The sequence below is a fragment of the Rhodococcus coprophilus NBRC 100603 genome (assembly GCF_001895045.1).
GTDB lineage: Bacteria > Actinomycetota > Actinomycetes > Mycobacteriales > Mycobacteriaceae > Rhodococcus > Rhodococcus coprophilus.
The window spans coordinates 234,397-256,557 of record NZ_BDAM01000002.1; the positions used below are offsets into that span (position 1 = coordinate 234,397).

At 68.5% G+C, this 22,161-nt stretch carries 21 protein-coding genes; all 21 read right to left on the minus strand.

The annotated features are described in order from the left end of the window. Positions 1-38: 38 nt before the first annotated feature. Positions 39-281 (minus strand): hypothetical protein, encoded by a 243-nt coding sequence (locus tag RDCOP1_RS05460; protein ID WP_072699100.1) that lies wholly within the window; start codon positions 279-281, stop codon positions 39-41. Positions 282-328: 47 nt separating this feature from the next. Further along, positions 329-1,171, minus strand: a complete 843-nt coding sequence (gene wag31 / locus RDCOP1_RS05465; protein ID WP_072699101.1) for a DivIVA-like cell division protein Wag31 — start codon at positions 1,169-1,171, stop codon at positions 329-331. A gap of 151 nt (positions 1,172-1,322) precedes the next feature. Continuing rightward, positions 1,323-1,613: a YggT family protein gene (locus RDCOP1_RS05470; protein ID WP_072699102.1), complete on the minus strand. Its 291-nt coding sequence runs from the start codon at positions 1,611-1,613 to the stop codon at positions 1,323-1,325. Positions 1,614-1,727: 114 nt separating this feature from the next. Beyond that, the gene (locus RDCOP1_RS05475; RefSeq protein WP_072699181.1) at positions 1,728-2,387 is read right to left on the minus strand and encodes a cell division protein SepF; all 660 of its coding nucleotides are present in this window, start codon (positions 2,385-2,387) and stop codon (positions 1,728-1,730) included. A gap of 32 nt (positions 2,388-2,419) precedes the next feature. After that, positions 2,420-3,160 carry a YggS family pyridoxal phosphate-dependent enzyme gene (locus tag RDCOP1_RS05480; RefSeq protein WP_072699103.1) on the minus strand — a complete coding sequence of 247 codons (741 nt, stop codon included), beginning with the start codon at positions 3,158-3,160 and terminating at the stop codon, positions 2,420-2,422. Beyond that, positions 3,157-3,915: a peptidoglycan editing factor PgeF gene (gene pgeF, locus RDCOP1_RS05485; RefSeq protein ID WP_072699104.1), complete on the minus strand. Its 759-nt coding sequence runs from the start codon at positions 3,913-3,915 to the stop codon at positions 3,157-3,159. The genes RDCOP1_RS05480 and pgeF overlap by 4 nt, the downstream gene beginning before the upstream one ends. Continuing rightward, on the minus strand, positions 3,912-5,114 hold the full coding sequence (gene ftsZ / locus RDCOP1_RS05490; protein ID WP_072699105.1) for a cell division protein FtsZ: 1,203 nt from the start codon (positions 5,112-5,114) through the stop codon (positions 3,912-3,914). Before ftsZ ends, pgeF begins: the two co-directional genes overlap by 4 nt. Positions 5,115-5,298: 184 nt before the next feature. After that, positions 5,299-5,958, minus strand: a complete 660-nt coding sequence (locus RDCOP1_RS05495; RefSeq protein ID WP_072699106.1) for a cell division protein FtsQ/DivIB — start codon at positions 5,956-5,958, stop codon at positions 5,299-5,301. Positions 5,959-6,026: 68 nt separating this feature from the next. Continuing rightward, positions 6,027-7,556, minus strand: coding sequence for a UDP-N-acetylmuramate--L-alanine ligase (gene murC / locus RDCOP1_RS05500; RefSeq protein WP_072699107.1), 1,530 nt, complete (start codon positions 7,554-7,556; stop codon positions 6,027-6,029). Next, positions 7,553-8,707, minus strand: coding sequence for an undecaprenyldiphospho-muramoylpentapeptide beta-N-acetylglucosaminyltransferase (gene murG, locus RDCOP1_RS05505; RefSeq protein ID WP_072699108.1), 1,155 nt, complete (start codon positions 8,705-8,707; stop codon positions 7,553-7,555). The genes murC and murG overlap by 4 nt, the downstream gene beginning before the upstream one ends. Continuing rightward, positions 8,704-10,137 (minus strand): putative lipid II flippase FtsW, encoded by a 1,434-nt coding sequence (gene ftsW, locus RDCOP1_RS05510; protein WP_072699182.1) that lies wholly within the window; start codon positions 10,135-10,137, stop codon positions 8,704-8,706. Before ftsW ends, murG begins: the two co-directional genes overlap by 4 nt. Before the next feature lie 65 nt (positions 10,138-10,202). After that, entirely contained in the window at positions 10,203-11,699 is a 1,497-nt protein-coding gene (gene murD / locus RDCOP1_RS05515) for a UDP-N-acetylmuramoyl-L-alanine--D-glutamate ligase (RefSeq protein ID WP_072699109.1), read from the minus strand. Positions 11,700-11,703: 4 nt separating this feature from the next. Further along, entirely contained in the window at positions 11,704-12,783 is a 1,080-nt protein-coding gene (gene mraY, locus RDCOP1_RS05520) for a phospho-N-acetylmuramoyl-pentapeptide-transferase (protein ID WP_072699110.1), read from the minus strand. Beyond that, positions 12,780-14,309 carry a UDP-N-acetylmuramoyl-tripeptide--D-alanyl-D-alanine ligase gene (locus tag RDCOP1_RS05525; RefSeq protein WP_072699111.1) on the minus strand — a complete coding sequence of 510 codons (1,530 nt, stop codon included), beginning with the start codon at positions 14,307-14,309 and terminating at the stop codon, positions 12,780-12,782. The genes mraY and RDCOP1_RS05525 overlap by 4 nt, the downstream gene beginning before the upstream one ends. After that, positions 14,306-15,967: a UDP-N-acetylmuramoyl-L-alanyl-D-glutamate--2,6-diaminopimelate ligase gene (locus RDCOP1_RS05530; protein WP_371836806.1), complete on the minus strand. Its 1,662-nt coding sequence runs from the start codon at positions 15,965-15,967 to the stop codon at positions 14,306-14,308. The genes RDCOP1_RS05525 and RDCOP1_RS05530 overlap by 4 nt, the downstream gene beginning before the upstream one ends. A gap of 120 nt (positions 15,968-16,087) precedes the next feature. Next, complete coding sequence (locus RDCOP1_RS05535; RefSeq protein WP_072699113.1) at positions 16,088-17,914, minus strand: peptidoglycan D,D-transpeptidase FtsI family protein; 1,827 nt, start codon at positions 17,912-17,914, stop codon at positions 16,088-16,090. Positions 17,915-17,988: 74 nt separating this feature from the next. Beyond that, positions 17,989-18,783: a cell division protein FtsL gene (ftsL, locus tag RDCOP1_RS05540; protein ID WP_072699114.1), complete on the minus strand. Its 795-nt coding sequence runs from the start codon at positions 18,781-18,783 to the stop codon at positions 17,989-17,991. Between the two features lie 3 nt (positions 18,784-18,786). Then, positions 18,787-19,797, minus strand: coding sequence for a 16S rRNA (cytosine(1402)-N(4))-methyltransferase RsmH (rsmH, locus tag RDCOP1_RS05545; protein WP_072699183.1), 1,011 nt, complete (start codon positions 19,795-19,797; stop codon positions 18,787-18,789). A gap of 259 nt (positions 19,798-20,056) precedes the next feature. Next, the gene (gene mraZ / locus RDCOP1_RS05550; RefSeq protein WP_072699115.1) at positions 20,057-20,488 is read right to left on the minus strand and encodes a division/cell wall cluster transcriptional repressor MraZ; all 432 of its coding nucleotides are present in this window, start codon (positions 20,486-20,488) and stop codon (positions 20,057-20,059) included. 417 nt (positions 20,489-20,905) lie between these two features. Continuing rightward, positions 20,906-21,325 carry an SCO2097 family morphological protein gene (locus RDCOP1_RS05555; RefSeq protein WP_072699116.1) on the minus strand — a complete coding sequence of 140 codons (420 nt, stop codon included), beginning with the start codon at positions 21,323-21,325 and terminating at the stop codon, positions 20,906-20,908. 173 nt (positions 21,326-21,498) lie between these two features. Further along, on the minus strand, positions 21,499-22,017 hold the full coding sequence (locus tag RDCOP1_RS05560; protein WP_072699184.1) for an SAV_6107 family HEPN domain-containing protein: 519 nt from the start codon (positions 22,015-22,017) through the stop codon (positions 21,499-21,501). Positions 22,018-22,161 lie beyond the last annotated feature (144 nt).

Consider the following 22,161-nt stretch of genomic DNA (forward strand, 5'->3'; position numbering starts at 1 on the left):
CATGTTGCGAGTCTTGCTTTTTCCATTGTAGGGAGTGATCAGCCGTCCGAGGAATCCCGGTCTTCCCGGGACTGCTTACGCTTTTTCGACGAGCGGGTCGTGCGTGTCGCGCCCTCTCCGGCCGGGGCGTTACGCGCGCCGAGTGCGCTCGCCAGCAGGAGCACTGCTCCGATCACGCACACCGCGATGCAGCCCCAGGCCCACGCCACCGAACCGGTGATCAGCGCGATGACGAGAAGACCGAATCCGATTGCCGCGAGCATCAGCGTCACGACCAGCACGACGCTCCTCTCAGCTTCGGGACTTCACCGATTGCAGAACAACCCGGTCAGTTGGCGCCCTTCGCGAAGGACGAGGAACCGAACGACGACGAGTTGGACTGGTTGAACGCGTCCTGGCCGCCGTCGACCGGGACCGCGGACCCACGCTGTTCGAGTTCCTCGAGCTGCGATTCGAGGTACGACTTCAGGCGCACCCGGTACTCGCGCTCGAACGTCTTGAGCTGCTCGATGCGTCCTTCCAGCACGGAACGCTGCTGGTTGATCGTCGCCATGATCTCGGTGTGCTTCTTCTCGGCGTCGGCCTGCAGAGCGTCGGCCTTCTCCTTCGCCTGACGCAGCTGCGTCTCGGACCGGGTGCGCGCATCGGAGAGCATCGCGTCGGACTTCTGGCGCGCGTCGGCGATCATCGCCTCGCTCCGCGTCCGGGCGTCGGAGACGAGTTGCTCGGAGTTCGTCCGGGCGTTGCGGACCAGCTCTTCGGCCTCGTTCTTGGCGTCGCCGGTGAGACGGTCGGCCATCTCCTGCGCGAGCCCCAGCACCTTGGCTGCCTGCATGCTCGCGTCGCCGGTCGTCGGCGCTGCGGCCGCCACGGGGGCGGGCGTGGGTGCCGGCTCGGGCTTCGGAGTCTCCACGGCGCGCACGGGCTCGGGCTTGGCGGGCTGTGCAACCTGGTTCGACGAGGTCGACCGCGGAGCCTTCTTGGCTTCGGCCAGTTCTTGGTCGAGTTCGGCCACACGCTGACGCAGGTCGGCGTTCTCCTCGATCAGGGAGGTCAATTCCTGCTCGACGAGGTCGAGGAATGCGTCGACCTCGTCCTCGTTGTACCCGCGCTTCCCGATAGGGGGCTTGCTGAACGCGACATTGTGCACATCAGCTGGTGTCAGCGGCATGGAAGGGTCCCTTCACGCGTCAAATAAGCGGTCAAGCAGGCGTTCGGTGATATCGACAGTGCGTCACGCGTATCAAAACCCACTGTATCTGGCATTCCATTCTGGCACATCGCGGTCGTCGCGAGCCTCGTGGCCGCGCCGAGTCGGCGCGTCATACGACCCCGCCGCGCGGCAGGAAGGCCATCAGGAAGTACACGATGAACAGCAGGACCATGATCGAAAGGTCGAGTCGGACACCGCCGAGATTGAGCGGTGGGATCAACCGCCGCAACAACTTCACCGGTGGATCGGTGACCGTGAAAATCGCCTCGAGTATCACCACGACGAACCCCGAGGGCTTCCAGTCCCGCGCGAAGGTCCTGATGAACTCGACGATGATCCGCCCGATCAGCAGAAGCCAGAAGATGAAGAGCAGGAACCAGAGCACCTCGAATACGGCCACGTTTCCACAATGCCCGACGAATAGCGCCTAGCCAAACCGAAACGCCCGGCCTGCAGTGACCTGCATCATGGCCGGGCGTGTCCGCGAGTCGCGAGGGAGGAGACTCGCGCGCAGTTACTGCTGGTTGTAGAAGCCGGTTTCGGCGATGCGCTTGCGTTCTTCGGCAGAGACGTCGATATCGGCGGGAGAGAGAAGGAACACTTTGGTCGCGACCTTGTCGAACGAACCACGCAACGCGAAGGCCAGGCCCGCCGCGAAGTCGACGAGTCGCTTCGCGTCGGCGTTGCTCATCTCCACCAGATCCATGATCACCGGCGTCCCGTCGCGGAAGCGCTCACCGATCGTGCGCGCCTCCCCGTAGTCGCGGGGACGCAGGGTGGTGATCTTCGACAACGGTCCGCCTTCGTCGAACAGGGCGCCGCGGCGGGGCTCCGCGCGGTCGATTCGGGTCTCGGCGCCCAGCGACGACCGCACCGGCACGCGGGCCGGAGCCACGGGCCGGGGCGCACGCGCGGTGATCGGCTCCACGCGCGGAGTCCGCGCGGGCGGGTCGTAGTGATCGAAGTCGTCGTCCGCGAACTCGCGGACGCTCTCTTCCCGCCGAACCGGCGGGTATTCGTCGCGATGCGACGGTGCATACGAGGAGTAGTCCGGTTCGCCGTAGTCGCGATCCCGCTCACGACGCGCACTCGACGGATCGTCGAGGTAGTCGTCCTCGTAATCCTCGAGCGGCACCATCCCGAAGTAGGCCTTGAACTTGTGGAGCGTGCTCATTCGATCGCCCTTCCCTCGCGCGGCGGTTCCCATCAGGCTATCGGCCGGGTACCCAGAACTGCCGTTCCGACACGCACGCAGGTAGATCCCCACCTCACAGCGTGTTCAAGATCACCCGACATGCCCGCCGAGAGTTCTGTTGCGCCGGGGTGTTCGGCGAGCAGACTCGTGTGGAGTCCGGCCAGCCGAGCGAACGCCGCGTCCGGTTCCCACCCGAGCGGCGGGACACCCATCAGTCCCCCGAGTTCGAGTTCGGGGGCGGAGGCGACGGCGTCTGCGAGAGAACCGAGTTCGTCGGCGACGACACCCCCGCGCTCACGGTCACCGTCGAGGCTGACCTGCAGAAGCACCCGGATCGGCGTCGATCGCTCCCCCGAATCCTGAGCTGCGGCAACGCCTTTGGCGAGTGCGGACGCGAGCCTGAGGCTGTCGACCGAGTGCACCGTGTGCGCCCACCGCGCGACGGCGCGGGCTTTGTTCCGCTGGAGCCGGCCGATCATGTGCCACTCGACCTCGCCCGGCACCGTTTCCCGGAACTGCGCGATCTTCGCCGCGGCTTCCTGTTCGCGGGATTCACCGAACGCGCGGCACCCGAGTTCGTACAGGAGTACCGCGTCGGTGACCGGAAAGTACTTCGTCACCACCAGCAGTGCGACATCCGACGGTTCGCGGTCTGCCGCACGGGCGGCGGCATCGAGGCGCTCGCGCACCGCGACCAACCGGCCCGCAAGTTCCGCACGACGATGCTGGCGGGATTGTTCGGCCGCGTTCACGCGGTGTCCTCCTTCTCACCGCCCGCGGTGATGTTCTCGAGCCAGATCACCGACGCGAACCGTCCCGTGGGCGAACTACGGCGGTGGCTGAACAGCGTCGGGTCCTCGATCGTGCAGCGGGGATCCTCGACGACCGACGTGACCCCGTTTTCCGCCAGCTGCCTCCGCAGGCCGGCACGCAGGTCGAGACCCGGTGTACCGCGCTCGGTGCGGGTCGCGCTACCGGGAAGGTGGGCCTCGACGTCGTCACGCATCGCGGCGGGAACCTCGTAGCGTGCACCGCTGGCCGCCGGGCCGAGCAGTGCCCCAATGCGTTCCGGTCGCGCGCCGAGTTCGCGCATGGCATCCAGCACGCGCGGCAGGATCCCGATCCGGGCACCGACACGTCCGGCGTGCACTGCCGCGACGACGCCTGCTTCGTCGTCCGAGAGCAGGATCGACACGCAGTCCGCGCTGAGCGCGACCAGTGCGAGATCGGTTGCCCGCGTCACCAGGGCGTCGGTAGCGGGCACCTCCCCCACGACCGGACCGTCCACGACCGTCACGTTGCGACTGTGGATCTGTTCCATCCACACGAGTCGTTCTTCGGGCAACCCGATCGCCGACGCCAGACGGCGACGGTTCGCCGCGACAGCGGCGGGGTCGTCACCGACGTGAGCGGCGAGATTGAAGCTGTCGTAAGGCGGGGCCGAGACCCCGCCGGCTCGTGTGGTGACGACCCGGCGGGAACGCAACCCGGTATGCGAATCGCTCAACGGCGCATGAAGATAGGCACGTCGACGTCGTCACCGTCGTCCTCGTCGTCGACGGGACGCGTCTGCTGGCCTCCGGAGGCGGGCGGAAGTCCACCACCGGATGCGGGACCGGAATCGCGCACCGTCGCCGTGTCTGCCGTTTCGCGGTCGGACCGGCCGAGGTCACCGGCGCGCCCGGCACCGATGCTCCCGGGGCGGGTGCCGGAGGTCTGCGTCGACTGCGTGGACTCGACGGGCCGGCGCGCGGGCGGGGTGCCTGCGTCGAACCCGGCTGCGATCACCGTGACGCGCACCTCGTCTCCGAGCGAGTCGTCGATGACGGTGCCGAAGATGATGTTGGCGTCGATGTGAGCGGCTTCCTGCACGAGCGAAGCAGCCTCGTTGATCTCGAACAGGCCGAGGTCGGATCCACCGGCGATGGACAGCAGCACGCCGCGCGCGCCTTCCATCGACGCTTCGAGGAGCGGGGAGTTGATCGCGGCCTCGGCCGCCTTGATCGCACGACCCTCACCGCGCGACGAACCGATACCCATGAGCGCGGACCCGGCGCCGGACATGACGCCCTTGACGTCGGCGAAGTCGACGTTGATCAGACCCGGCGTGGTGATCAGGTCGGTGATGCCCTGGACGCCGTTGAGGAGAACCTCGTCGGCGGAACGGAAGGCATCCATGAGGCTCACGGCGGCGTCCCCGAGCTGGAGCAGCCGGTCGTTGGGGATCACGATGAGCGTGTCGCAGGACTCGCGGAGCGCCTGGATGCCGTTGTCGGCCTGGCTGCCACGACGCTTGCCCTCGAACGAGAACGGACGCGTGACGACGCCGACGGTCAGGGCACCGAGCTTGCGGGCGATGCTGGCCACGACGGGCGCACCGCCTGTGCCGGTGCCACCACCCTCGCCGGCGGTGACGAAGACCATGTCGGCGCCCTTGAGCACCTCTTCGATCTCGTCCTTGTGGTCTTCGGCGGCCTTCCGGCCCACCTCGGGGTCGGCGCCCGCGCCGAGTCCACGGGTCAGTTCACGGCCGACATCGAGCTTGACGTCGGCGTCGGACATGAGCAGAGCCTGCGCGTCGGTGTTGACGGCAATGAACTCGACTCCCTTGAGTCCCTGTTCGATCATGCGGTTGACCGCGTTCACGCCGCCACCGCCGATACCGACGACCTTGATTACGGCGAGGTAGTTGTGCGGGGGCGTCATGGGCTCTCGCCTTCCTGGGTTTTCGGGCCACGCTTCGATCAATCGTTGTCGCCACCGTGAAAACCCTCAACCATAGCTTGAAGGTGATGTCAAGTGCGCGACTGGTTCGAAACGCTATGGCACCGCGACGGGGATTTGCTAGTGGACTCGCCGGAGAGAGCACACGAATTTCGCGCCGGTTTTCTCAGCGCACGGTCGGGAGGTCCGGGCTGGCGACATCGAACTGCTGCCCCGGCTGGGTGAGCAACGGAAGAATCACCGCTGCCTTACGTTCCGATCTTTCCACACTGCCCCACACCACGACCCGGCCGTCCACCAGAACCAGGGAGATGTCCGTGTCCGACCGGGCCTCCACGGCCTCGACCTGTACGCGGACCTCGGGCGGCAGCGCCTCGAGCACCTGCACGGCCGCGACGGTCGCGGGATCGCCGGTACCGGGGGTCGCGGTGACAAGGCGCGGGGTCAGCAGCGGCGGGGGTTCGACAGCGAAATCGACGCCCTCGACGTCGACCGAGTGGGTTCCGTCGGTCGCCTCGAAGTACAGAACCGCCACGCGTTCGGTCACGGTGACCCGCAACGACGACGGATACTCGCGCTGAACGCGGACGGAAACGGCACGGGGAAGGGTAGCCACGCGCTGCGCTGCCGCGGCGGTGTCTACCTGAAGCAGCGGTGTGCCCTCCGAAACCGCGAGCACATCCAGCACCTCCTCGCGGGTCACCGCACCGAGCCCGTCCACGGCGATGGTGCGGACCGACAGCAGCGGCGAGAACCAGGCGACCGCGATCGCGGCGAGGAGGGTCGCGACCACGGCCGCCCCGAGGAACACCGTCCGTACCCGCACGGAGCGCCCGGAGGGCCGTCGCGCGGTGTTGCGGTCGCGTCTGTCCCGCGTTCGGGTGGAGGTGGGCGTCACGAGCCGGCCGGCTCCGGTCCGGAACCGGCCGGGCGGAACCGGCTGGGCCTGGCGTGCAGCGCGTCGAGAATCTGCCGGCCGAGCATGGTGACATCACCTGCGCCCATGGTGATCACGATGTCACCGGGCCGGCTGAGGTTCGCCACCTGGCGGGGCACCGCAGACAGGTCCGGCTGGTAGTGGACGGGCTTGGTCACCGCCCGCGCCACGAGCGCGCCGCTCACACCCGGAATCGGTTCCTCACGAGCGCCGTACACGTCGAGGACGACCACCTCGTCGGCCAGATCGAGTGCCGCACCGAACTCGGTGGCGAAAGTCTCGGTGCGCGAATAGAGGTGGGGCTGGAACACCACGATCACGCGGGGCCGTTCCGTTCCCGATTCGGTGTACCGCAGCGGTTCGCCGGCGACCAGTTCGGCCGCGGCCGCCAGCACTGCACGGACCTCGGTGGGATGGTGCGCGTAGTCGTCGAAGACGCGCACGCCGTGTTCACGGCCGGTGTACTGGAACCGGCGGTGGACCCCGCCGAATCCGGCGAGCCCCTCGATCGCCTCGTCGACCTGCGCTCCGGCTTCGAGTGCGCCGAGCAGCGCCGCGAGCGCGTTGAGTGCCATGTGCCGGCCCGGCACCGAAAGTCGCACGGTGCGCGGTGTGTCCTCACCGGCCAGGTGGAACTCGGCGACACCGCCGATGTCCTTGGCTTCCCAGTCGAGCAGTCTCACGCCGACGGGCACGCCGCGGTATTCGGGATCGGTGCCGATGACGTCGGATGTTCCGTAGCCGAGCACGCGCAGGCCGCGGCGACCGAGAGCGACCACTCGCTCGGCGAGCGCAGCGGAACCCGGGTCGTCGAGACACACCACCAGCAGCCCGCTTTCGGGCAGACGCGCGACGAAGTCGTCGAACACCCGGGTGTACGCCTCGGCAGTGCCGAAGTAGTCGAGATGGTCGGGCTCTATGTTGGTGACGATGATCGTGTCGGGGTCGTACTGCAGCAGCGAGCCGTCGCTCTCGTCGGCCTCGGCGACGAACACGTCCCCGCTGCCGTGGTGAGCATTGGTCCCGGATTCGTTGAGCTCACCGCCCACGGCGAACGACGGATCGAACCCGCAGTGCTGCAACGCGACGACCAGCATCGACGTGGTCGAGGTCTTGCCGTGCGTACCCGAGACGAGGAACGTGCGGTGGCCGCGCATCAAGGATGCGAGCACGGTGGGGCGCAACAGGATCGGAATACCGCGTTGCCGGGCGGCGACCAGTTCGGGATTGTTCTGCGGGATAGCGGCAAACGTGGTGACCACCGCGGTGGGTCCGCCGTCGAGCAGGTCGAGGGCCCCGGCGTCGTGTCCGATGCGGACCTGCGCGCCCCGGGCGCGCAGGGCGAGCACTCCGCGGCTTTCCTTGGCGTCCGACCCGGAGACCTGACCGCCCCGAGCCAGAAGGATGCGGGCGATACCGGACATGCCGGCACCACCGATCCCGACCATGTGCACCCGCTCGAGTTCTGCGGGCAACTGCGCACTCATCGTTCGCTCCTGTTCGGTTCCGTACCGGCGACGGCCAGCACGATCCGTGCCATTTCCGCCGCGGCACTGCGATGTCCGGCCGCGCCGGCACGCCGGCCCATGTCCTCGATTCGCTGACGGTCGCGCAACAACGGGACCACCGTATCGGCGATGTACGCGGGCGTGAGGTCGGCGTCGGCGACAATCATCGCACCCCCGGCGGAAGCGACGGGACGGGCGTTCAGCTCCTGTTCACCGTTTCCGTGCGGAAGCGGCACGTACACGGCAGGCAATCCGACGGCCGACACCTCCGCGACGGTCATCGCGCCGGAACGGCACAGGACGGCGTCTGCCGCCGAATAGGCGAGATCCATGCGTTCGAGGTAAGGCACGGTCACGTACGGCGCGGTCGCATGCCCGGGGTGCGGCGGCACACTCACGGTGTTCTTCGGTCCGTGCGCGTGCAGCACCGCGATCCCCGCGTCGGCGAGAGCCCCGGACGCACCGACGACCGCCTCGTTGAGCGACCGTGCGCCCTGCGATCCACCGAAGACGAGCAGCACCGGCACGTCGTCGGGAAGCCCGAAGTGGCGGCGCGCCTCGGCACGCAGTGCCTGGCGGTCGAGGCGGGTGATCGACGACCGCACGGGAATGCCCACGATCTGCGCGTCACCGCGCCGCACGATTCCCGATCCTGGAACCGCCGCGAGGACCCGCTCCGCCCGGAACGCACCGATCTTGTTCGCGATGCCGGCGCTCGCGTTGGCTTCGTGCACCACGACAGGGATGCGACGGCGTCTCCGGAACGGCCCGGCGCCGGCAGCGAGATAAGCGGGCAACGCGACGTAGCCACCGAATCCGACCACTACATCGGCGTCGACCTCGTCGAGGATCTCGCGCGTGCGTCGCACCGACGCCACCACCCGGGCCGGAAGTTTCGCCAGGTCGAGCGTGGGTTTACGGGGAAGCGGGACCGGCGGGATCAGCTCGAGCGGGTAGCCGCGCCGCGGCACGAGCGTCGTCTCCAGACCTCGCTCGGTACCGAGAGCGGTGATCCTCGCGTCGGGAACGAGTTCCCGGACGGCATCGGCCACGGCGAGTGCCGGTTCGATGTGGCCGGCGGTCCCACCGCCGGCGACCACCACGGACAGGGCAGACTTCTCCCCACTCACCTACGATTCCCTCGCTCTCCGGTTCGTCCATTCGTACCGCGTGTCGTGCGGGTGGTCTTCTGCCGGGCAGCACGGCCCGGTTCTCGCGCGGGCTGGGCCCTGCGCGTCGGGGCACCGTCCACCCGGGCGGGTGCCCGTCGCGTACGGGTGCCTGCGCCGGAGGAACGGCCGCGGTCGTCCCTGGTCGCTCCCCGCGGCTCACCGCGACGCTGCTGCGGTGCCCGTGGTGTGACGGTACGCGTTCCGGCCCGGGGCGGCAGGTACGGCTCCGGCTGACGCAACCGCAGCAGGCGGGCGAACCGGCCGTCCTGACCGGCCTGGAGCGCGGCGATCGCCTCCGGTTCGTGCCGGGCGGCATTCGCGATCAAGCCGAACATGAGAAGGGTCGTGGCCGTGGAGGTGCCGCCCGCAGACACCAGCGGCAGCTGAAGTCCCGTCACGGGAAGCACACCGACGACGTACCCGATGTTGATGAACGCCTGTCCGATGATCCAGGTGGTCGCCGTCGCGGTGAACAACCGCAGGAACGGGTCGACCGACCGCATCGCGATACGGAGTCCGACGAAGGCGAACAGGCCGAACAACCCGATGACCGCGGCGCCGCCGAGGAAGCCCAGTTCCTCCCCGATGATCGCGAAGATGAAGTCGTTGTGCGCGTTCGGCAAGTAGTTCCACTTCGCGCGGCTCTGGCCGAGCCCGCGACCCCACAGCCCGCCGTCGGCCAGCGAGAACTTGGCCTGCCGGGCCTGATAGCCGATGCCCTGGGGGTCGTCGCCGGGATTGAAGAAGGCACGCACGCGTTGCGAGCGGTACCCCGCCGTCACCGTGAGGATCGCGGCGAGCGTGACCGCCGTGCCGAGCATTCCCAGGTACAGCTTGAGCGGCAACCCCGCGAACCACAACAGCGCAAGCACGATGATGACGAGCGAGACCGTCGTACCGAGGTCGGGCTGCAGCACGATCAGCCCGGTGACGAGCAGCGCGGCCGGGATCAGCGGGACGAGCATCTCCTTGAGAGTCGAGTTCTCGCCCCGCCGCGATGCCAGGAGGTGCGCGCCCCACAGTGCGAGCGTGATCTTGGCGATCTCGGACGGCTGCAGGGAGACGCCGAAGACGACGAACCAGCCTCGCGTGCCCTGCGAGAGGGTGCCGATACCCGGAATGAGCACGAGTACCAGCGCGACGACCGACGCCGCGAACGCGACGAACGAGTACTTGCGCAGCACGCGGATCGGTATCTGCAAGGCGATGTAGAAGATCACCATGCCGATCGCGGCGAAGACCACCTGGGAGGTGAACAACCCGTAGGCCGAACCCACGGACACCACGGCCCCGACACTGGACGACGACAGCACCATCACCAAGCCGAGCACGGTGAGCAGCACCGCGATCGTCACCACGAGGTGGAACGATGCGAGGGGCCGGGCCATCCACGCCCCGACCCGTCCGCGTGCCTCCGCGGCCGGATGCTCGGATGCCGGGCCGCGCTTGGAGATCACCGTCCGGTCCCGCCCCGGCGGAGTTCTTCGACGGCGGCGGCGAAACTCCGGCCCCGCTGCGCGTAGTCGGCGAACATGTCGAGGGACGCGGCGGCCGGTGCCAGGAGCACCGTCTCGCCGGGCTGCGCGTACCCGGCAGCCTCCCGCACGGCGGCATTCATCGCGGCGGCGGCGTCGGCGCCGGGCATCGCGATACGCCTGGGTCCGTCCTGCCCGTGTGCGTCTCCGGGGAGCTCACTGGTCATCGGACCATCGTCGCGCGTGTCCAGCAGCACGACGGGGACCTCGGGTGCGTGTCGCGCGAGTGCCTCGACGAATCGGCCGGCGTCGCGTCCGAGCAACACCACCGCCGCGAGTCGCGGCGCCACCTCCGCGACGAGGTCGTCGATGCGCGCGCCCTTGAGCAGCCCACCCGCGATCCACACCACCCGATCATGGGCGAGCAGCGAACTGCGTGCCGCATGTGGGTTGGTGGCCTTCGAATCGTCGATGTAGTCGACCTGGTCGACAGCACCGACGGGCGCGGCGCGGTGCGGCCCGACTCGGTGCCGCAGCAGACCGTCGTGCACAGCAGATTCCGGAACGTCGATGGCACGGGCGAGGGCGGCCGCGGCCAGCGCGTCGGACAGTCCCGCGGGGCCGGGCGGGGTGACATCGGCGACGGAGGCGAGGACTGCGGAGTCGGCGAACGCGCGGTCGACGAGAACGTCACCGCTGATTCCGAGTTCACCCTCATCGGGGTAGCCGAGCGTGAACCCGACCGTGAGCACGGCCCGGGAGCGATCGCGCAGCGACCCTGCGATGGGGTCGTCGAGCCCGAGGACACCGACGGTTCCGGTGAGAGCCCGCAGCTTCGCCTCGATGTAGTTCTCGATCCCGCCGTGCCAGTCGAGGTGGTCCTCGGCGATATTGAGGATCACCCCGGCGTCGGGACGCACCGACGGAGCCCAGTGCAGCTGGAAGGAGGACAGTTCCACGGCCAGCACGTCGGCACGGGGGTCGCTTCTCCGGAGCACGTCGAGCACCGGCAGACCGATGTTGCCGCAGGCAGCGCTCTGAATGCCCGCTGCCTCGAGGATCGCATGGAGCATCATCGTGGTGGTGGTCTTGCCGTTGGTGCCCGTGACGACCAGCCACCTGCGGGAAGGACCGTAGATCTCCGCGCGGTCGATACGCCAGGACAGCTCGATGTCACCCCAGATGGGGACCGCGGCACCCACGGCACGTGACAACAGCGGCGAGCTCGGCGGGAACCCGGGACTCGTGACGACCAGCGCGAACTCCCGCAACGACTCGTTGTCGCCGAGCAGGGCGTCGAGTTCGACCGTGGCGGCCCCCAGTTCGGCGCATCGCGCCAGTGCCTCGGCGTTGCGGTCCGTGACGGTGACGTGGGCGCCGAGGTGCGCCAGGGGTGCGATCGTCGCCCGGCCCGACACCCCCGCGCCCGCGACGAGGACACGGGCTCCGCGCAGTCGCTCGAGATCGTAGGTCATGACGTCAGTCCCCGATCGCCGCGAGGTACTCGCTGTAGAACAGGGCAAGTCCGATGGCCGAGGCGATGGCCGCGAGCAACCAGAACCGGATGATCACCGTGGTTTCCGCCCACCCTCCGAGTTCGAAGTGGTGATGGAACGGTGCCATCCGGAATACGCGTCGTCGGCTGGACCGGAACACCGCCACCTGGACGACCACCGACGCGGCTTCGGCGACGAACAGCGCGCCGATGACGACCATGAGGAGTTCGGTGCGGGTCGTGACGGACAGTCCGGCGAGCATTCCGCCGAGTGCGAGCGAACCGGTGTCACCCATGAAGATCTTCGCGGGCGCGGCGTTCCACCACAGGAAGCCGATGCACGCCGCGGCGGCAGCGGCACACAGCAGCGCCAGATCGAGCGGGTCGCGGACGTCGTAGCAACCGGCGGTGGGTTCGACCACACACGCGTTGCGGTACTGCCAGAACGTGATGATGACGTACGCGCCGAGCACGAGCGCCATCGATCCCGCGGCGAGTCCGTCGAGTCCGTCGGTGAGGTTCACCGCGTTCGACCAGGCACTGACCAGCAGGTACACGAACAAGATGAAGACGATCGACCCCATCGACACGGTGGCGATGTCGCGCACGTACGACAGGTCGGTGCTGGCGGGCGTCAGTCCGTCACTGTTGCGGAACTGAAGGGCCAGGATGCCGAAGGCAACGGCGGCGACGAGTTGGCCGACGAGCTTGGCCGTCTTGTTCAGACCCAGGTTGCGTTGCTTGCGGATCTTGATGAAGTCGTCGAGGAAGCCGACACCGCCGAGTGCGGTGGTCAGACCGAGGACCAGCAGGCCCGACGCCGTAGGGCCCTGGGCGTCGTATCCGAGGCCGATCAGGTGCGAACCCCAGTACCCCGCCCACAGTCCGGCGAGGATCGCGACGCCGCCCATTGTGGGTGTGCCGCGCTTGGACTGGTGGCTCTGCGGGCCCTCGACCCGGATCTCCTGACCGAAGCCCTGCCGGGAGAACGCCTTGATCAGCACGGGAGTGAGCAGGATCGACACCGCAAGTGCGATACCTGCGGCAAAGAGAATCTGTCTCACCGGGCGTCCTCCGTCCCCGTAGCAGCGGTGTTCTCACCGCGATCGGCGAGGACGGCGTCGGCCACCGACCACAGTCCGACCGATTGTGATGCCTTGACGAGCACGATGTCGCCCGGCTGCAATTCCTCACGAAGCAATGCGATCGCGGCGTCCGCGTCGGGCACGTGGCAGGCCTCCTCGCCCCAGGATCCTTCCATCACGGCGCCCTGGTACAGCCCGCGCACCTGCCTCGACGCTCCGACCGCGATGACGCGGGAGACATCGACTCGCACGGCGAGCCGGCCGATCGCGTCGTGCTCGATCACGGAGTCGTCTCCGAGTTCTGCCATCTCCCCCAGTACGGCGAAGGTGCGCCGGCGTTCGCCTCCCGAGCGCGCCATCGTGACGAGTGCCTTGATGCCCGCGCGCATCGAATCCGGGTTGGCGTTGTACGCGTCGTCGATGACCGTGACTCCGTCGGCGCGGGTGCGCACAGCCATGCGGTGCGCCGATACGGGCGCTGCGGCAGCGAGGGCAGCGGCCGCCTGCTCGGGGGTCGCGCCGCACTCGACGGCGACGGCGAGCGCCGACAGAGCGTTGCCGACCTGGTGCTCACCGTGCACGGCCAGCGTCACCGGGACGCGGCGCTCGTCGGCGCCGTCGCGGAACACCGCGGTGAACGAGGCACGCGCTTCGTCGTCGAGGTGCACTTCCTCCGCGCGGATGTCGGCCGACTCTCCGCTACCGACCCACACCACGCGCGCGCCGGTGCGTGCCGCCATCTTCGCCACGAGCAGATCGTCGGCATTGAGCACCGCGACGCCACCCTCCGAGGCGTCGGGCAATGCCTCGACCAGTTCGCCCTTGGTCTGGGCGATGACTTCCTGCGACCCGAACTCCCCGAGGTGAGCGGTGCCGACGTTGAGCACCACGCCGATCTTGGGGGGCGCGATAGCCGCGAGCGCGGCGATGTGGCCGCGGCCGCGTGCCGACATCTCGAGGACGAGGAACCGGGTGTCCTCGGTGGCGCGCAGCGCGGTCCACGGGTGCCCGAGTTCGTTGTTGAACGACCCCGGCGGCGCGACAACCGGTCCGAGCGGCTCGAGAACCGCTGCGAGCAGGTCCTTCGTCGAGGTCTTACCGGCAGATCCCGTGACGCCGACGACCGTGAGTCCGCGTTCGGTGAGCGTGTCGACCACCGAACGGGCCAGCGCGGCGAGCGCTGCAAGCACCGCGGCACCGGAACCGTCGGTGTCGTGTTCGAGTGCAAGCGCGTTCGTGGCACTCGGGGTGGGCGTCGGTACCACGATCGCGGGAACGCCGACCGGACGTGCCGCGAGCACCGCGACCGCGCCGGCCTCGATGGCGGCGGCCGCGTGGTCGTGCCCGTCCGAACGGGCGCCGGGCAGCGCGAGGAAGAGTCCTCCGGGCCCGATCTTGCGGGAGTCGAATTCGACGGTTCCCGTCACCTCTACAGAGGGATCGTCGGCGTCGTGCAGGGTGCCCCCGACCACCTCCGCGATGCGTTCGAGTGTCATCGGGATCATGCAGTGCCTCCGTGATGCGGACCGCCCACAGCGGGCGGGTTGTGACCGTGATGCCCGGAGGCCCTGAGCCGGTCGATGGACGCGGCCAGCACCTCTCGGTCGTCGAAAGGATGCTTGGTGCCGTCGATCTCCTGGCCGGTCTCGTGACCCTTGCCGGCGACCAGGACGACGTCGTCCGGCCCGGCCCATTGCACGGCAGCGTCGATGGCGGCTGCGCGGTCGCCGATCTCGAGGATCTCACCGCGCTCGTCGCCGGGGACGGCCCACGCACCGTCGAGAACGGCCGCGCGGATGGCGGCGGGATTCTCGCTCCGGGGATTGTCGTCGGTGACGACGAGTAGATCGGCGCCACGAGCGGCGACTTCGCCCATCAACGGCCGCTTGCCGCGGTCGCGGTCTCCACCGGCACCGACGACGACTGCGATGCGTCCGGGGACACTGTTGCGCAGGGTCTCCACCACCGCCGAGAGAGCAGCGGGCTTGTGGGCGTAGTCCACGATCGCGAGGAAGCCCTGGCCGCGCTCGACACGCTCGACGCGTCCGGGCACCGCGACGGTGGCGATCCCCCGTATGGCAGCGTCGAGGTCGGCGTCCACCGCGTCGCAGATCGCTACCGCGAGAGCCGCGTTCGTGACGTTGTACCGGCCGGGCAGCGCGACCGACACGCGGCGCGGAGCGTCGTCCGGTCCCGCGAGGGTGAATTCCTGTGCGCCGGCGGGCCCGGCGGATTCTTCGGACACCGTCCAGTCCGCCGCCACATCAGCACCGGTCGCGACGGTGCGCACCGATTCCTCGTCGGCGCGGCCGACCGCGGCGATCTCGGCCATCCGCTGCCCCCAGGTGTCGTCGACGCACACCACGGCACGGGCGGCACGGACCGGGGAGTCGGGCGTGAACAGCCGGGCTTTCGCGGAGAAATAGTCCTCGAAGTCTTTGTGGAAGTCCAGATGATCCTGCGACAGGTTCGTGAAGGCGCCGACGGCGAACTCGGTCGCGTCCACGCGTCCGAGTGCGAGCGCGTGACTGGACACCTCCATCACCACGGTGTCGACGCCCTGCTCGAGCATCGCGGCGAAGAGGGCGTGGAGTTGCGGGGCCTCCGGCGTGGTCAGCGCGCTGGGGATCCGGACGCCGCGGATGCGGGTTTCGACGGTGCCCACCAGTCCGGTGTCGCGTCCGGCCGCAGTGAGACCGGCTTCGACGAGATAGGCCGTGGTGGTCTTACCGGAGGTGCCGGTGATCCCGATGATCCGCATCCGGCGGGACGGATGGCCGTACACCGTCGCCGAGGCCGCACCGAGCACGGACCGGGGGTCGGGATGCACCAGGACGGGAACCGAGGTGGAGGCGACCTCGGCGACGAGGTCGCGCCCCGCCGCATCGGTGAGAACGGCGACAGCGCCCCGCTCGAGCGCATCGGCCGCGAAGGACGCGCCGTGCGCGCGGGCACCGGGCAGAGCGGCGAAGACATCACCCGGCCGGATACCCTGCGCCCGGAGATCGATGCCGGTCACCGCGGTGTCCCCCGCAGGCGGGGCGTCCCCGACCGAGGACAGCTCGGCGCCGACCGCGGCGGCGAGGTCTCCGATCCGCGTCACCGGTGGATGTTCGGGCCGACGGCTCTCCTCCGGAGGCGTCGGATCCGGACTCGATGACACAGGCACCAGGTTCCTCTCACTATCACCGCAGCGTCTTGCTGCCGGGCTCCAACAATTGCGTTCGTTCCGGCGTATCACGTTACCGACGTGCCGGGGTAAGGACAGCAGGCGGTCGGGCGATCAGTCGATCTGCAGGATCAACTTGCTCCCCGGGTCGGTGGACAGCGGCACTCCCGTGCGCTGCAGCAACCACGACGCGATGTCGCGGAACAGCGGAGCGGCGGACTGACCACCGGTGCCGTCGGAACTACGGTCGGGCGCGTCGAGCATGATGCCGATTACGTAACGCGGGTCGTCTGCCGGGGCGATACCGGCGAACGTGATCCAGTAGTCCGAGTTCGAGTAGCACTTGCAGTTCGGATCGATCTGCTGGGCAGTGCCCGTCTTACCCGATATCTGGTAGCCCTCGATCGCGGCGCCCGTACCCGTCCCCCGCTGATTGCCGGTGTCGTCCTGCACCACCGACCGGAACATGTCGCGGACGGTCGCTGCGGTCTGAGGGCTCACGACCCTCACCGGATCGGGGCGGGGGGTTTCGGTCCGCGACCCGTCCGGTCCGATCGTCGCGCGGACGATGCGCGGCGGCACACGCTCTCCGTCGTTGGCGATGGTCTGGTAGATGCTCGTCATCTGCAGCAGCGTCATCGACAGGCCCTGCCCGATCGGCAAGTTGGCGAAGGTGCCGCCCGACCACTGTTCCCGGCTGGGCACCAGTCCGGCGGATTCGCCCGGCAGGCCCACCTCGGTACGTTGCCCGAGCCCGAACAGGCTCAGCATCTCGGCGTAGCGATCTTCTCCGACGCGGTCCGCGAGCATGAGCGTGCCCACGTTCGACGACTTTCCGAAGACGCCGGTCGTGGTGTACGGAACGACGCCGTGATCCCACGCGTCCTTGACCGTGGCACCGGACATGGTGATGGTGCCGGGAACCTGCAGCACCTCCGAAGGAGTCGTGAGACCGTCCTCGATCGCCGCCGCCGCAGTGATGATCTTGTTGACCGACCCGGGCTCGAACGGCGAACTCACCGCGAGGTTGCCCTGCTCCGCATCGCGTGGATTGTTGGCGACACCGATCGACGGGTCGAAGGTGTTGTCGTTGGACATCGCCAGTACCTGGCCGGTGTGTGCGTCGAGTACGACGGCCGACGCGTTCTTCGCTCCGGACAGGTCGCGGGCGCGTTGCACCTGCTGCTGGACGTAGTACTGGATGTCGTTGTCGATGGTGAGTTCGACCGACGAGCCGTTGACGGCAGGCTGCCGGTCGCGCCAACTGCCCGGGATGACCGCGCCGTCGGATCCCCGGTCGTAGGTCGACGAGCCGTCCGTGCCCGCCAGCATCGAATCCATCGATGCCTCGAGACCGATCAGCCCGTGCCCGTCCCAGCCCGTCGCGCCGACGATGTTCGCGGCGAGCGACCCGCCCGGATACAACCGGATATCCTGTCGTTCCAGACCGACCATGTCGTAGTCGGCGACGATCTCGGCGGCTACACCCGGGTCGACCCCGCGGGCGAGGTAGACGAAACTCTCGTCGCTCTCGAGCTTTTCGAGGACATCTTTCTCCGGGGCCGCCGAACCCAGCGCCTTGTGCACAGCCTTCGCGACGCCCGCGAGGTACTCGTCGGTGGCGGGCGCGGACGGATCCTTCTCGCGGGCTTCCTCGAGTTCTTTGCGGACGCGCACAGGCTGGAAGGTGAGTGCTTTCGCTTCCATCGTGTAGGCGATCGGATTGCCGTTCCGGTCGCCGATCGTCCCGCGCGTGGCCGGTTCGACGAGACGGGTGGTCCGCTGGCTTGCGGCCTCCGCCGACAGGGTCGGCGCCTGGAACACCTGGACGATCAGCAACTGCATGGCGACCCCGGCCAGGGCGAGGAACATGACGCCTCGGCCGATCTTGGTGCGGAAGTCGAATCCGGCGGTGCCGGAACGCCGTCGAACCGGACGCATCCGGGTGCGTCCGGTTTTGCCGCGGGGGGCCGGCGTCGCACGACCCCGGGGTACACGGCGGGTGGAGCCTCGCGTCACCGGCGCCCGTCCTCGGGTTCTACCGGTCCGCCCGGCGCCTCGGCCAGGGGCGCCACGACCTCCGGTTGCGGCATCTCGCTCACAGCCGCCAATTGTTCCGCCTCGCGCGCCGGGGTCCCGTCATTCGCGATCCCCGGCGTGGCGGGGACCTGCTGATCGGCGGGGCGAGGACCGGCGTCGCCGGCCAGCGCGTCCGTACTTCTCGGTCGCGGCGTCGGCGCCTCTCCCACCTCGGACAGGGGGCGGGGACTCTCGACTCCGGCGCTGCCCGACAGCGGAGCCTGGCCCTGCGCATCGGTGCGCGGGCGCGCGTTGTTGAGCGGAGCAGGCGGTGCGCCCTGCGCCGGGACGGGCTCGCCCACGACGCTGACGGATCCGTCCTCGGCGACGACGATCCGCGCCACCTGCGTGCTGGGGATCATGCCGAGCTTCGCGGCTTCCACCGCAAGTACGGGCGCGGAGTTTCCGGCCTCGACGTCGCGCTGGAGTACTGCTCGTTGCTGAACGAGAGTCTCGTTGTGGGCCCGGGCGGTGCTCAGGTGATAGGAGTCCTCCGCGGCGCCGGTGGTGAGCAGCAGGGTCGCGGCCATCCCGACTCCGAGGAGGGCGAGGATCGTCGCGACGAACGGGATCCGTGTCCGGACGCGTCCGGCGCCGGTGGTGCGCCCGCGTGTCTGCGCCACGGGGATACCGAGTTGCGCGGCACGCTGGTTCCGGCGCTGATAAGCGCGTTGCGCCGCCGTGGATCGAGCCGGCCCGCGGCGGGGCTGCGACGCCACCTGTAGGGTCATCGGTTACCTCCTGGCGATTCGTTCTGCAGCACGCAGGCGGACGGGAGCCGAACGTGGGTTGATCTCGATCTCTTCGTCGGAGGCGCGTTCGGCGCCACGGGTGAGAATCCGCAGTTCAGCTCCCATTCCCGGCAACTCCACGGGAAGTCCTTCGGGGCTCCGCGACTTCGCGCGAGGCGTCAGTTCTTGCTTGACGACCCGGTCTTCGAGCGACTGGTACGACATGAAGACGATCCGTCCGCCGACGGCGAGCGCGTCGAGTGCCGCAGGAATCGCGTCGCGCAGCGATTCGAGTTCACTGTTGACCTCGATCCGCAGTGCCTGGAAGGTGCGCTTTGCGGGGTGGCCACCAGTGCGGCGTGCCGCGGCGGGAATGGCGCGGTAGAGCAGTTCGACGAGTTCGCCGCTCGTCCGGAACGGGGACTTCTCACGGGTGCGGACGATGTCGGAAGCGATCTTGCCTGCGAACCGCTCCTCACCGTAGGTGCTGAGGATTCTCGCGAGGTCGCCGTGACTGTAGGTGTTGAGGACGTCGGCGGCGGTGATCCCGATGGTGGGATCCATGCGCATGTCGAGAGGAGCGTCCTTCGAGTACGCGAAGCCCCGGTCCGCCTCGTCGAGTTGCATCGACGAGACCCCGAGGTCGAACAGAACGGCGTGGACCGACCCGACCCGGTCGAGCCCGCACTCTTCGAGCGCGTCGGCGATTCCGTCGTAGCGCGTGTGTACGAAGTCGGTTCGGTCGCTGAACTCGGACAGCCGGTCCTGGGCGATCGCCAGGGCGTTCGGGTCGCGGTCGAGTCCGACGAGGCGCAGACCCGGATACGTTCTCAGGAAATGCTCGGCATGCCCACCGAGACCGAGCGTGGCATCGACGTAGATCGCGCCCTCACCACCGGGACCCACCGCTTCGATCGCGGGGCCGAGGATCTCGACCGCTCGGCCGAGGAGGACGGGAACGTGCCCGAATTCTCCCTGCTCGTCCGCGGTCGACTCGTCCTCGCCGTCCACCATGTCTCCTCCGGAATCCTGCTCGGGCCGCATACGGTCTGTCGGGTACTCGATCGAGATGCTCGGTGTCGCACTGGTTCCGGAAACGGCTGCGGCGAATGCCTCGAGGTCTCTGTCCGAGCGCGGGAGACCTGACGCTGGGGAAGTGCGTCAGGGCTTCCCTGTCCGAACCTGGCGCTGGGGAAGTGCGTCAGGGCCGGCGTCGGGCAGAGACCTCGCGGCATTCGCCGCGCAGCCGTGGCTCCGTCACGAGGTGTCGCGGTCACAGGATGTCGCGCAGCGCCTCGTCTCTCGCTTCGGAGAAGTCCTCTTCGTGTTCGGCCAGGTAGGCGTCCCACGCCTCGGCGTCCCAGATCTCCAGATACTTGACCGAGCCGATCACCACACAGTCCTTCGTCAGCCCCGCGTACTTGCGGTGCGCCGATGACAAGGTGATGCGACCCTGGCCGTCCGGACGCTGCTCGTCCGTTCCGGAAGCGAGGCTCCGCAGAAACGCACGAGCCTGGGGGTTGCTGCGCGAAGCACCCGCAGCTCGTTCCGCCAAGGCAGCAAACTCTTCGCGAGGGAACACGGTGAGGCTGTGATCCTGCCCCTTGGTGATCATCAGCCCTCCCGCCAATTCGTCTCGGTACTTCGCCGGCAAAGTCAGCCGACCCTTTTCGTCCAGCTTCGGCGTGTAGGTACCGAGGAACACCCGGCACCTCCCGCCTTCGTCGGACGGCTGTTACGTCTACGGCGGGCGATCCTGCCCCCGCCGCGACCCACAGTACCCCACTTTCCCCCACCACAGCCCGAATACCGCACCCGTTTCGGGTGTGTTGTACGAAAAGCGCCAGCTCACCCCGGGTGGAGCAAGGTGGGGCCGATTTTCACTTCTCGCCGGCGACGATCGACATGCCGCCATGCCGGTGCGATAGAGGTCACACCGCCACCGGTAAAAGCCGTGGTCGCGGCGGATGGGTCGACGCTCCCGTAGGCGCCGGAACGGACAAGGTGGGCGGCGGTGGGGGACCGCTCTCGCCGTCGTCGGCGGTGGACCGGACACCGCCTGGAAAACGACTACGGCGCGACCCGTCGGGTCGCGCCGTAGGACGTGAGAATCGGCGATGCGTCAGTCTTGTTCGAAGCGCTTTCGGAAACGTTCCTCCATGCGGTGAGTGAACCCTCCGCCGGATTTCTTTCCGCCCCGGGATCCGGTGCCGCCGGATCTGCCCGAGGCTGGCCGACTGGTTGTGTCTCCCGGATTCGAACGGCGACGACCGTCTACAAGGAGCAGAACACCAGCCGCGAACATCACCAGAAACCCGAGCAAACTGATGATCGGGAATCCACCGGGCTTGACCGGTAACGCGACTCCAGCGATCAACAGTGTCAATCCCAAGACGAACAGCACGCCGGCCTGTAGCCGACGCCGGTTCGACGCCATTCCCAGCCGCTTCCCGCGGACGGTCGAGGCGAACTTGGGGTCCTCAGCATAGAGCGCGCTCTCGATCTGATCGAGCATGCGCTGCTCGTGCTCGGAGAGTGGCACGGTACCTCCCCCGGCACTAAACGGTGGCCACCGAATTCTGGGTGAATCCGACGGGGGGCCGACTTTGACGGCCGCCTGAGTTGATAATACGAGTACATCTCTCCCGGGACCACCAACTCTGCTTCCGAGTTCCCGGAGAGACCCGGTAAGCAACGTGCCTACGGGGACAAAACTCACCGCGCAGAGGCGGTTCGAGCGTCGTCGCTACCGGGATCACTGTCGCCGCCCTGGTCGCTGCCGACATAGTCCTCGACGTCGTGCAGGAAGCGCCCGACCTCGTCGTAGAACTCGTCGGACCGGTCGGCATCGACCGCACGGGCGACCCCCGCTTCGATCGCGGTACGCGTCGCCGAGCGGTCGGCGAAGTAATCCGCCCAGGCCGCGAAGGAGTCGTCGGCGCGAGCCATCAGCACCCACGCGTTCCGGGTGTTCGGACGTCGCAGCGGACGCTGCGGCGCACGGAGCTCCGCCGCTGCCACCACCGCGCCCGCGCCGCGCAGCGCCGCGAGGTACGCGAGCCGGAAACGTTCGGCCGCCGTATCGGCGCCGGCTGCCGCAGACAGCAGTCCGTCCGCTTTGCCGAGCAGCGTCGCCGCGCGGGCCGACGTCGAACGTCCGACGCAGCGGGGGCCGCTCGCCGACTCGCCCGGCAGGTGGCGTGGCCCTCGTATCCCGAAATCTATGGTGGACATGCTGTGCACCTCCTCGACCGCACCACCGGCTCCCGGCAGTGCCGCACCACCGAGGTCTCGATGGTGGTATTACCGAAGTTCCGGTAGTAGCCCGGAGTGATCCGGGGATGTTCGCTTCCCTCGAACATCACCGGATCACCGGTA